The organism is Pseudonocardia sp. McavD-2-B (assembly GCF_024124365.1).
In the GTDB taxonomy this organism is placed as follows: Bacteria; Actinomycetota; Actinomycetes; order Mycobacteriales; family Pseudonocardiaceae; genus Pseudonocardia; species Pseudonocardia alni.
This window is the reverse complement of sequence record NZ_JAMXSG010000194.1, coordinates 1-11,188: the sequence shown is the minus strand read 5'-3', so window position 1 is coordinate 11,188 and position 11,188 is coordinate 1. Positions and strand designations below refer to the sequence as shown.

Genomic DNA, 11,188 nt, shown 5'->3' with positions numbered 1-11,188 from the left:
GGACCCTGCTCCCGCCCCGGCGCCCGCGGTCGACCGCGCCGCCGCCGAGCGCGCCGCCCTCGCCGCCGCGGGCGGCGGGCGGGTCACCGAGGTCGAGTTCGACCGGGCCGACAGCGACGACGACCGGCACGACGACGACCGCGACGACGACCGCAGCGACGACCGGGACCACTGGGAGGTCGAGGTCGTGAACGGCACCACCGAGCACGATCTCGACATCGACGCCACCACCGGCCAGGTCCTCGACCACGACGTCGACCGGCACGACGGCGACGACGACCGGCACGACCGCGACGACGACTGAGCCGGCCCGGGACCGGAGGTCGGCGGGGCCCGGGTCACGGGGCCCCGCCGATCGGGCGGTCAGCCCCGGCCCGCGGACCCGTCGGCCGCGGCCAGCACCGTCGCCCGCAGCAGCTCCCGCTCCCCGGCCGGGGCGACGGCGTCGAGCAGCTGGTCGAGGGTGTGGCAGAGCGTGTAGTAGCCGCTGAGGAACGAGACGGTCCACCCGTCGTCGAACGCGCGCACGTCCACGCCCCGCACCACGTCGTTCACCGCCCGGGCCGCGGCCCGCCGCCGGGGCAGCCCCACCAGACGCACCGCGTCCGGGTCCGGCGCGGGCGGCGGGCGCGGAGCACGCGGGCGCCCCAGCCACGGGTTCGGCGCGCTCACGGCCCCACCAGGAGCGACGAGTACGACGGCCGGTCCGGCGCCGGTTCCGCCGCCAGCAGCGCGTGCGCCACCGCCCGCGCCGTCACCTCCGCCGCGGCCGCCTGCAGCGCGAACACCCCGGCGACGTCCGGTGCGGCCCGGGTGCCCGTGGCCAGCGCGAACGCGCAGTCGCCGTCGCGGATCGTGTGCACCGGCGAGATCGACCGGGCCAGGCCGTCGTGCGCCATCGTCGCCAGCCGGGTGCAGCCGACCTTGTCCAGGGCCGCGTCGGTGCCGACGACCACCAGCGTCGTCGCCGTCCCCAGCGGGTTCACGTGCCCTGCGTACAGCGCGGCGAGCCGCTCCGGCGGGGCGAGGGCCGGGGCCACCCCGGTGGTGAACTCGCCCGGCAGACCGTGCCGGGCGCCGTACACCTCACCGGTGGCCGGGTCCGCGGCCGCACCGGCGGAGTTGAGGACGACCAGGGCCGCGATCGTCGTCCCGGCGGCAGAGCCCTCGGTGAGCACCGCGGACGCCGACCCGATCCCGCCGCGCAGCCCGCCGGACACCGCGCCGGTGCCCGCCCCGACCGAACCCTGGACGACCGGGCCGGCGTGTGCGTCGTCGTAGGCGGCCGTGCCGGTCACCGCGGTCGGGCGGACCCGGGGGTCACCGCCGCGACCGAGGTCGAACACCACGGCGGCCGGCACGATCGGCACGACGGCGCCCGGCACCGGGAACCCCTCGCCGTCGCGCTCCAGCCGGGCCATCACGCCGGACGCGGCGTCGAGACCGAAGGCGCTGCCCCCGGACAGGGTGACGGCGTGCACGCGCTGGACCGTCGCGACCGGGTCGAGCAGGTCGGTCTCCCGGGTGCCGGGCGCGGCGCCGCGCACGTCCACGCCGGCGACCGCGCCGCCCGGCGGGGTCAGCACGACCGTCGTCCCGCTGCGGGCACCCGGCCCGTTCACCACCGCGTGCCCGACCCGCAGGCCCTCGACGTCGGTCAGCCCGTTCCGCTCGCCCGCTCGCACCGCTCCATCCTGCCCCGCAACGCCACGGGCCGGCACCGCGGAACGCGGTACCGGCCCGGAGGGGCGTGCGGGGGACTCAGCCCTTCGCGCCGCGCAGACGCCGGATCAGCACGACCAGCAGCACGAGCGCGCCTACGCCGCCCAGCACCGGCCCGAGGCGCTTGAGCACCGGGGCACCCGCCGAGTCGAGCAGGTCGATGGCCTCGACCGGGCTGCTCTGCGGCTGGTAGGTCCGCTTCACCGGGGCGGGCGCGGCCTGCTCACCCGGGCCCGGCGGGACGGCCGGGATCGGGCTGGTCTGGTCGGCCGCGTGCTTCGGGCCCGCGCCGTTGGAGGTCGCCGCACCAGGGCCGGTCAGCTTGTCCGCGACGCAGCTCGAGAACTGCCCGATGATCTTGTCGGCGACGTCGGAGATGACGCCGCGGCCGAACTGCGCCGGACGACCGGTGACGGTCATGTCGGTGACCATCGTGACCGAGGTCTTGTCCGCACCGTCGGCGACCATCGTGCCGGTCACGATGGCCTTGGCGGTGCCGTTGCCGCGGGCGTCGCGGCCGGACGCGTCGATGACCACCTTGTGGTTCGCGTCGTCACGCTCGATGTAGGTGCCCTTGCCCTTGTAGGTGAGCGAGATCGGGCCGAGCTTGACCTTGACGGTGCCCTGGAACGAGTCGCCCTCGTACTCGGTCAGGGTCGCCCCGGGGAAGCACGGAGCGATGAGCTCCGGGTCGTTGAGGGCCTTCCACGCGTCCTCGATCGGCGCCGCGATCGTGAACTTGTTCTCCAGTTGCATCTTCTCTGCCCAGCCTCCTCGAACGAACGCCGGCGCCGGTCCCGGGGGTTCCGGGGCCGGCGCCGGCGTCGGTGTGTTCCTCGGGTACGTCAGCCGGCCGCGGCCAGCACCGCACGACCGGTGAGAACCTTCGCCAGGTGCTCACGGTAGTCGGCGGCGGCGTCCGCGTCACTCGGAGCGGACGTGCCCTCGAGCGCGTGCTCGGCGGCCGCCTTCGCGACGTCCGGACCCGCGGCCTTGCCCACCAGGGCCGCCTCGACACCGGTCGCCCGGATCGGCACGTTGCCCATGTTGGTCAGGCCGACGCGGGCCTCGGTGATGGTCCCGCCGTCCACCTTCAGCGCCACGGCGACGGCCACCATCGACCACGCCTGGGCGACCCGGTTGAACTTCTCGTAGTGGCTCTTCCAGCCGGACCGCTTCGGGAACCGGATCATGGTGAGGATCTCGCCCTCGCCGATCGCGGTCGTGAAGTAGTCCTGGAAGAAGTCCGCCGCGGTCACCAGGCGGGTGCCACCGGCACCCAGGATGACGAACTCGGCGTCCATCGCCAGGGCGGCCGCGCCCAGGTCACCGGCCGGGTCGGCGTGCGCGAGCGCGCCGCCCAGGGTGCCGCGGTGGCGGACCTGCGGGTCCGCGACGGTCTCGGTCGCCCGGGCGATCAGCTCCACGTGGGAGTTCACCAGGTCGTTGCGCATGACCTCGTGGTGGGTGGCCATCGCGCCGACCATGACGTACTGGTCGTCCTCGCCGATCCGCTTGAGCTCGGGGATGCCCCCGAGGTCGATGATCGTGCTCGGCGCGGCCATCCGCAGACGCAGCACCGGCAGCAGGCTCTGGCCGCCCGCGAGGATCTTGGCGTCCTCCCCGGCCGACTGCAGGGCCGTCACGGCCTCCTCGACCGAGGAGGGCCGGACGTAGTCGAACTTGGCCGGGATCACTGGACCTCTCCCTTGGGGTTGTTCGGGTCGATGGAACCGAGGCCGGCACCGGGCGCGTGGGTGTCGCTCGGGGTCTCCTGCGGGTTCTTGCCCTTGGCGACCTGGAGCGCACGCCACACGCGCTGCGAGGTGGTCGGCATCTCGATCTCGTCGACGCCGAGGTGCCGCACCGCGTCCAGCACGCCGTTGAGGATCGCCGGGGTCGAGGCGATGGTGCCCGCCTCGCCGACGCCCTTGACGCCGAGCGGGTTGCTCGTCGCCGGGGTGGAGACCGTCTCGGTGGTGAAGCTCGGCAGGTCCGCCGCGGACGGGATCGTGTAGTCGACGAACGTGGCGTTGACCAGGGTGCCCTGGTCGTCGTAGTTCGCCTCCTCGAACAGGGCCTGCGCGATGCCCTGGGCGAGACCGCCGTGCACCTGGCCCTCGACGATCAGCGGGTTGATGACGTTGCCGATGTCGTCGACGCAGACGTACTTGCGCAGGTTCACCCGGCCGGTGTCGGTGTCGACCTCGATCGCGGCCAGGTGGGTGCCGTGCGGGTAGGAGAAGTTCTCCGGGTCGAAGACGGCGTCGGAGTCCAGCGAGGGCTCCATGCCCTCCGGGTAGTCGTGCGCCATGAACGCGGCGAACGCGATCTCCTGGATGGCCTTGCCCTTGTCGGTGCCCTTGACCGTGAACTGGCCGTTCGCGAACTCGATGTCGTCCTCGGAGGCCTCGAGCAGGTGCGCGGCGATCTTCGTCGCCTTCTCGATCACCTTGTCCGCGGCGTTGACGATGGCCACACCGCCGACGACCAGCGAGCGCGAGCCGTAGGTGTCGAGGCCCTTCGGCGCCACCTGGGTGTCGCCGTGCAGGATCTCGACGTCCTCGAACGCGACGCCCAGCTTGTCCGCGACGATCTGCGAGAACGCCGTCTCGTGGCCCTGGCCGTGGGCGGAGGCACCGGTGGTGACCTCGACCTTGCCGGTGGCCAGCATCCGGATGCTGGCGGCCTCCCAGCCGCCGGCGCCGTAGTCCAGCGAGCCGAGCACGCGGGACGGGGCGAGGCCGCACATCTCGGTGAAGGTCGAGATGCCGATGCCCAGCTGGACCGGGTCACCGGAGCGGCGGCGCTCCTCCTGCTCACGGCGCAGACCGGCGTAGTCGAACAGCTCCATCGCGCGCTGCGTGGCCTGCTCGTAGTTGCCGGTGTCGTAGGTCAGGCCCACGACGGTCGTGAAGGGGAACTCCTCGTGCTTGATCCAGTTCTGCTCGCGCAGCTCCATCGGGTCGCGGCCGAGCTCGACGGCCAGCTCGTCGAGCATGCGCTCGACGGCGAAGGTCGCCTCGGGGCGGCCGGCGCCGCGGTAGGCGTCGGTCAGCGTCTTGTTGGTGAAGACGTTGGAGCAGGTGAACTTCAGCGCGGGGATCTTGTAGATCGCGTTGAACATGAACGCGCCGAGGATCGGCACACCCGGCCCGACGAGGCCCAGGTAGGCGCCCATGTCGGCGTAGAGGTGGACGTCGAACCCGGTGATGGTGCCGTCCTTCTTGGCGGTCATCACGAGGTCCTGGATCTGGTCCCGGGCGTGGTGCGCGGTGAGCATGCACTCGCTGCGGGTCTCGGTCCACTTGACCGGCTTGCCCAGCCTCTGCGCGAGCAGCACGCAGAGCATCTCCTCGGGCAGGACGCCGATCTTGCCGCCGAAGCCGCCGCCCACGTCGGGGGCGATGACACGCAGCTTGGACTCCGGCACCCCGAGGGTCACCGTGGTCATGGTGCGCAGGATGTGCGGCACCTGGGTCGCGGCCCAGATGGTCAGCTGCTCACCGGTCGGGTCCACCACGCAGGAGCGGGGCTCCATGAACGCGGGGATCAGGCGCTGCTGGCGGAAGCGGCGGCGGACGACGACGGAGTCGCTGTCGGCCTCGGCGGCCTTGATGGCCTCGGCCACGTCGGCACCGGTGCCGGCGGCGGCGGAGTCGAACACCCAGGTCGCGGAGACGTTGGTGCCGAGGTCCGGGTGGACCAGCTCGGCACCGTCCTGCGCGGCGGCCTCCATGTCGAGGACCGGGTCGAGCGGCTCGTAGTCGACCTCGACGAGCTCGGCGGCGTCGCGCGCGGCGGCGGCCGACCGGGCGACGACGACGGCGACGCCCTCACCGGAGAAGTTGACGCGGCCGACGGCGAGCACCGGGCGCTGCGGGGCCTTCTGGTCCGGGGTGATCGGCCACGCGCAGGGCATGCCGACCTCCTCCGCACCGAGGTCGGCCGCGGTGTAGACGCCGAACACACCCGGGGCCTTCTCGGCCTCGGACTTGTCGATCGAGGTGATGGTCGCCCGCGCGATCGTCGACCGGACGACGGCGATGTGGACGGTTCCCGGAGGGGTGATGGAGTCGGTGTAGCGGGACCGGCCGGTGATGAGGCGCTGGTCCTCCTTGCGGACCCGGGCCTTGCCGATCTCGCCGGTCGTGGTGGGTTCGGCGGTCGTCGTCACGTCAGTTACCTCCCGCAACCGGGGCGGCCTGGCCGGAGGGCTGAGCGGCTCCCGGCTTCATGTTCTTCGCCGCGGTCTGCACGGCGCGCACGATGTTCTGGTAGCCCGTGCAGCGGCAGAGGTTGCCCTCGATGCCCTCACGGACCTCCTGCTCGGACGGGTCGGGGTTGTCCCCGAGCAGGTCCACCGCAGCCATGATCATTCCCGGCGTGCAGTACCCGCACTGCAGGCCGTGGCACTCGCGGAAGGCCTCCTGCACCGGGTGCAGCTGACCGTCGCGGGCGAGACCCTCGATGGTGGTGACCTCGGCGCCGTCCGCCTGGACCGCGAGCACCGAGCAGGACTTCACGCTCTGCCCGTTGAGATGAACCGTGCAGGCACCACAGTTGCTGGTGTCGCAGCCGATCAGCGTCCCCGTCTTGCCCAGCGTCTCCCTCAGGTACTGCGCGAGCAACATGCGGGGCTCGACGTCGTCGGCGTAGTTCACGCCGTCGACGGTGACCCGGACCTCTGTCATGAACTCTCACTCCTCGTACGCGACCACGCACGCTCCGAAGCGCGGGGTCTGACCGGGGACTTCGTCCGAGGAACGCCGATCGCCGTCGCCTGTCTCGCGACCACGCCGGCGCGCCCGGAAAAGTTGCCGCACGTCTCGTGTGGCAGCGCCCACATCACACTCCCGATCTTCCTGGGGTGCAAGGAGCCGGGACCGGGGCGACCGGAGGTCGAGTGGCGTGGTGCCGACGTCACGGCGACAGCCTGTCGTGCGCAACCGCAGGCGCGGAGAAGGTGGGCGAGAGGCGCCCTCAGAATCGGATCCGTGACGCAACACGAATCACCCGTTCAGACCAGTCCTGACGGAGTGGTGCGACCCCGGAGGTCAGGGAAGCCTAACCTGCGTCAGCGTCGTGCGCCAGGACCGGTCGGCCGCAGCGGGGCGGAGGTCCGGTGCTCGACGGCCCCCCACCACAGACCGGCACCGTAGGCGAGGTCGTCGAGCCGGTGCGCGAGCAGGTGCAGCAGCGGCCCGGTCCGGACCCGCGGGTCACGGTCGCGGTGGCGCCACCAGTCGGTCAGCCCCTCCGCCAGCGCCGCCGCGACGACCGCGCGGCGGGCCCGGCGCGACACCAGGCAGGCGAGCGCGGCGACCGGCCAGAAGTGCCGGGTCAGCGCCGACGCCGTCTGCCACAGCGCCCCGGACAGGCCGAGCGCGGTGAGCAGGGCCGCCCCGCGCCGCGGATGGTCGAGCCGGGGCAGCTTCCGGGACAGCCGTTCGGTCGCGACCCCGGTGACGACGGCGGCGAGCGCCGTCGCCCCCCGCCGCTGGGCGAGCAGGAGCAGACAGACCGCCGCCGTCCAGGGGGAGAGGATCACCGGCGGCACCGCCCCGGGGTGCCTGCGCGCCAGCGGCGCCGCCCCGGTGCCGTAGAACGCCTTGCGCCGCAGCCACTCCCCCGGGTGGGTGCGGTGGTCGTGGGCGACCCGCGCGACGGGTTCGAAGCGCATCTCCCAGCCGGCCGCGTGCAGGCGCAGGACGAGGTCGACGTCCTCGGCGACGTGCATCCGCGGGTCGAACGCGACCGGCCCGACCGCCGACACCCGGACGAGCATCGCCGCGCTCGGCACGTAGGCGACACGGGACCGCGGCACGATCAGTGCCGGGTCGGGCCCCAGGTCCAGCGACGACCGCACCGCCTCGTAGCGCCCGACCGCCCCGCGCAGCCCGCCGCCCCGTTCCGGGTCCGGCGCCACGATCCGCGGTGCGACGAGACCGACCGCGGGGTCGGCGAGGTGGGCGAGCAGCGGGGGGAGCCAGCCGGGTTCGGGGACGACGTCGGAGTCGAGGAACACCACGAACGGGGTGGTCGCGGCGGCGAGGCCGGCGTTGCGGGCGGCCGCCGGGCCGCGCGGGGTGGCGTGCCGCAGGACCGTCCCCCCGGCCCGTTCGACGGCGCGGCGCAGCGGTGCCGGGTCGGTGGACCCGTCGTCGACGACGACCGGGCCGGCCACCCCGGTCCCGGCCAGCGCGGCGAGGAGCCGGTCCAGCGGCCGGTCCTTCACCGGGACGACGACGGTGACCTCGGCCGCGGTGATCCCCGCCGGGGTGTCGGGGACGGGGTGGGCGAGCCCGGCGTCGAGCAGGGTGCGGGCCAGGGACCGCTCGGTGGGGCCGGTGACGACCAGCGGCCGCCCGGGGGCGGGCAGCAGCGCGCGGGCCCGCGCGGACAGGTGCACCAGCCGGGGCGGGGCGCCGCCGAGCAGCGCCGCGCCGCCGTCGAGCCGCCGGGTGCGACGGTCGAGCACCACCCGGAAGCCGTCCGGGAGCCGCCGGTCCGCCGGGCCCGAGGGGGTCGTGGCGGAGGGACGGTCGGGGTCGGTCCGGGCGGCGGTCACCTCCGGGAGCCTTCCATCCCCGGCCGCCGCGGGTCGACACCCGCACCTGCCCGATCGGCGTGGTCCGCACGGGTCCCGCCGGGCAGACTCCGGGGCATGCCCGAGGTCCTCCCCCGCTACGGCTCGGCGACGCTGGCCGACGTCCTCCCCGCCCTGCTGCACGCGATCGGCGCCCCGCTCGACGACCGGCCGCCCGCGTTCGGGCTCCCGCGGGCAGGGGCGGCGGTGCTGCTGCTCGTCGACGGGCTGGGCCACGAGTTGCTGCACGCGCACGCCGCCGACGCGCCGGTGCTGGCCGGGCTCGCCGACGCCGGACCGCTCACCGTCGGGTTCCCCTCGACCACCCCGATCAGCCTGACCTCGCTCGGCACCGGGCTGCCGCCGGGCGCGCACGGCACGCTCGGGCTGCGGTTCCGCGTCGACGGCGAGCTGCTCGACGCGCTGGGCTGGTCCTCGGGCCGCCGGGATCTGAGGGAGCGGCTCGTCCCGGAGCGGGTGCAGCCGGAGCCGACCGTGCTGGAGCGGGCCGCGGCGGCGGGCGTCGCGGTCCGGTCGGTGTCGCCGCTGGAGTTCCGGACGTCCGGGCTGACCCGGTCGGGGCTGCGCGGTGGCGAGTACCGCGGGGTGGCCGCGCTGGGCGACCTGGCCGTGGAGATCCTCGCCGGGGTGGAGGGCCCCGGTCCGCGGCTGGTCTACGGCTACCACGCCGACCTGGACAAGGTCGGCCACCTGTACGGCCCCGGGAGCCCGGCGTGGCGCTGGCAGCTGCGCCAGGTCGACGCGCTGCTCGCGATGCTGCTGGAGGCACTGCCCGCGGGGACCCTGCTGGCGGTCACCGGCGACCACGGCATGGTCACCGTCGACCGGACCGTCGACGCCGACACCACCCCGGCGCTGTCCGACGGCGTGGCGCTGCTCGGCGGGGACCCGCGCGCCCGGCACGTCTACGCCGAGCCCGGGGCGGCGGCCGACGCGCTGGCCGCCTGGCAGGCGGTGCTCGGCGACGATGCGGCCGTCGTCAGCCGGGAGGAGGCGGTGGCCCGGGGCTGGTTCGGGCCGGTCACCGACCGGGTGCTCGACCGGGTCGGCGACGTCGTCGCCGCGCTGCACGGGACGGCGGCGGTGGTCCGGAGCGAGGCGGAGCCGTTCCTGTCCACGCTGCCCGGCCAGCACGGCTCGTTCACCACGGCCGAGCAGCTCGTGCCCCTGCTGGTGCACTCCGCGGCGTGACCCCGCGCTACGCCGGCGGCGGGCGGAGGCGTCCGGTGCCGGGGTCGGGGTCCCACGCGGTGACCGCCGCGGACGCCGTCGCCGTGATCGCCGCGAGCAGCCGCAGCCCCTCCCCGGCCGACGCGCCGGCCGGGTCACCGAGCACGCCGTTCGGGCTGACCGCGGCGATCCCCCCGGCCCGCAGCTCCCCGATGACCTCGCGCAGCGGCCGGGTGTCGCCCGGCTCGGCGCGGTCGGTGCGGACCAGGCCGGGATGCAGGTGGGCGAGCAGCGAGGTCTCGTAGCGCCCGGCGTGCGCGTCCAGCGGCACCCCGGGGACGTCGGCGACGCAGGACAGCCAGCCGGCGTCGCGGCCCTCGTGGCGCAGCAGGGTCACCGCCGAGCGGAGCGCTGCGACGTTGCCGCCGTGCCCGTTGAGCAGCACCAGCCGCGAGGCCCACCGGCACGCCGAGCGGCCGTACTCGACGAGGACGGTGCGCAGCGCGTCCTCCCCGATCGACACGGTGCCGGGGAAGCCCTCGTGCTCACCGGCGGCGCCGTAGGGCAGTGCGGGGGCGAGGACGAGCCCCGGGTCGGCGTCGTGCAGCGCCGACGCGACCGCCGACGCCACGGCGGTGTCGGTGCCCAGCGGCAGGTGCGGGCCGTGCTGCTCGGTGGAGCCGACCGGCACGAGCAGCGTATACGCCGCGGCCGGGTCGAGGTCGGGCCAGGTCAGATCCGCGAGGCGCACGGTCCCAGCCTGCCCCGTCGGGTCCCGGTCCGGCGCAGCGGTCACCACGAGGACGACGGCGCCGGTCGGAGGACGCGCACGTCGAGAGCGAGGAGGAGCAGGGGCAGCGCGAGGACGGCCGGCCCGGCCCACTCACGGGCTCCGGCGCGGCGGGCCCGGGATCTCGGTGGTCACCCGACGACCGTAGGAACTCGACCCGGCTCCAGGTCGACGAGGCGGCCCTCACGGATCGCGGCGTCGAACCGGCGCGGGGTCAGCGCGTCGCCGATCCGGTGCACCGGCCACGGACCGCCGGCCAGCGCGGACCACAGGCCGGTGGCGGGGACGGTGGCCGTCGCCGCGACGACGGCGCCGACGTCGCGCCGCTCGGTGCGGCCGGTCGGGTGGTGCAGCAGCTCCACGGTGCAGTCGGGCTCGGCGCAGCTCTGCTCACCACGGCTCTGCTCACCCCTGCGCAGCACCCCCAGCACGGCGAGGTCGGTGCGGCAGCGGATCCCGGCGGCGTGCGCGCGGCGGCGGAACCCCTCGCGGTCCAGGGTGAGCCCGAGGTCCTGCCCGACGACCAGCGCGGGGGTGACGACCTCGACGGCGTGCCCGCGGGCGGCGAGCAGCTCGGCGACCGAGGTGGCCTGGTGGAACCCGAGCTCGTCGACGACGAGCACCGGGCCCGGAGGCAGGCGCACCCCGGCCAGCACGTCGTCGACGGGGACGGTCAGCCGCTCCGGGTCCCACGACGGGACGGCGGGCACCGACCCGGTGGCGACGACGACCGCCGCGGGGTCCAGCTCCTCGACGAACCCGCGGTCGACGGTCGTGCCGTACCGGATCTCGGCCCCGGCCGCGTGCGCCTCGCGCAGCAGGTCGGCGACGACGTGGCCGAGCTCGGCCCGCCCGGGCGCGGTCGCCGCGAGGGCGAGCCGTCCGCCGGGGGTGCC

Annotated in this window: 10 protein-coding genes and 1 pseudogene; 2 read left to right on the top strand and 9 right to left on the bottom strand. The window is 75.0% G+C overall.

All coding sequences use genetic code 11. From position 1 onward, the window contains the following. Window positions 1-304 (top strand): PepSY domain-containing protein (locus tag NH602_RS21785; protein ID WP_253068774.1); only part of this gene is annotated, 304 nt, incomplete at its 5' end. A 59-nt stretch (window positions 305-363) separates the two neighbouring features. On the opposite strand, the gene NH602_RS21780 is transcribed toward NH602_RS21785, so the two are convergent. From NH602_RS21780 to mftF, 7 genes are all read right to left on the bottom strand, one after another. Beyond that, window positions 364-672, bottom strand: coding sequence for a hypothetical protein (locus NH602_RS21780; RefSeq protein WP_179761743.1), 309 nt, complete (start codon window positions 670-672; stop codon window positions 364-366). Continuing rightward, a complete protein-coding gene (locus NH602_RS21775) occupies window positions 669-1,685 on the bottom strand; it encodes a P1 family peptidase (protein ID WP_253068773.1) in 1,017 nt (338 codons plus the stop codon). The genes NH602_RS21780 and NH602_RS21775 overlap by 4 nt, the downstream gene beginning before the upstream one ends. Before the next feature lie 76 nt (window positions 1,686-1,761). Then, window positions 1,762-2,478 carry an SRPBCC family protein gene (locus NH602_RS21770; protein WP_179761741.1) on the bottom strand — a complete coding sequence of 239 codons (717 nt, stop codon included), beginning with the start codon at window positions 2,476-2,478 and terminating at the stop codon, window positions 1,762-1,764. Between the two features lie 89 nt (window positions 2,479-2,567). Then, the gene (locus tag NH602_RS21765; protein ID WP_179761740.1) at window positions 2,568-3,419 is read right to left on the bottom strand and encodes a xanthine dehydrogenase family protein subunit M; all 852 of its coding nucleotides are present in this window, start codon (window positions 3,417-3,419) and stop codon (window positions 2,568-2,570) included. Then, window positions 3,416-5,899: a xanthine dehydrogenase family protein molybdopterin-binding subunit gene (locus tag NH602_RS21760; RefSeq protein ID WP_253068772.1), complete on the bottom strand. Its 2,484-nt coding sequence runs from the start codon at window positions 5,897-5,899 to the stop codon at window positions 3,416-3,418. Before NH602_RS21760 ends, NH602_RS21765 begins: the two co-directional genes overlap by 4 nt. A gap of 1 nt (window position 5,900) precedes the next feature. Further along, window positions 5,901-6,416 carry a (2Fe-2S)-binding protein gene (locus NH602_RS21755; protein ID WP_100878813.1) on the bottom strand — a complete coding sequence of 172 codons (516 nt, stop codon included), beginning with the start codon at window positions 6,414-6,416 and terminating at the stop codon, window positions 5,901-5,903. A 383-nt stretch (window positions 6,417-6,799) separates the two neighbouring features. Beyond that, a complete protein-coding gene (gene mftF, locus NH602_RS21750; RefSeq protein ID WP_253068771.1) occupies window positions 6,800-8,293 on the bottom strand; it encodes a mycofactocin biosynthesis glycosyltransferase MftF in 1,494 nt (497 codons plus the stop codon). A gap of 96 nt (window positions 8,294-8,389) precedes the next feature. On the opposite strand from mftF, the gene NH602_RS21745 reads away from it, so the two are divergent. Continuing rightward, window positions 8,390-9,523: an alkaline phosphatase family protein gene (locus tag NH602_RS21745; RefSeq protein ID WP_253068770.1), complete on the top strand. Its 1,134-nt coding sequence runs from the start codon at window positions 8,390-8,392 to the stop codon at window positions 9,521-9,523. 7 nt (window positions 9,524-9,530) lie between these two features. On the opposite strand, the gene mftE is transcribed toward NH602_RS21745, so the two are convergent. Next, the gene (gene mftE, locus NH602_RS21740; RefSeq protein ID WP_253068769.1) at window positions 9,531-10,253 is read right to left on the bottom strand and encodes a mycofactocin biosynthesis peptidyl-dipeptidase MftE; all 723 of its coding nucleotides are present in this window, start codon (window positions 10,251-10,253) and stop codon (window positions 9,531-9,533) included. A gap of 170 nt (window positions 10,254-10,423) precedes the next feature. Next, window positions 10,424-11,188 (bottom strand): annotated as a pseudogene (locus tag NH602_RS21735) (hypothetical protein); the annotation flags it as partial.

Excerpts from the sequence above, each read along its gene's own strand:
- NH602_RS21770 (WP_179761741.1), bottom strand. The coding sequence starts at position 2,478 with ATGCAACTGGAGAACAAGTTCACGATCGCGGCGCCGATCGAGGACGCG.
- NH602_RS21755 (WP_100878813.1), bottom strand. The coding sequence starts at position 6,416 with ATGACAGAGGTCCGGGTCACCGTCGACGGCGTGAACTACGCCGACGAC.
- NH602_RS21745 (WP_253068770.1), top strand. The coding sequence starts at position 8,390 with ATGCCCGAGGTCCTCCCCCGCTACGGCTCGGCGACGCTGGCCGACGTC.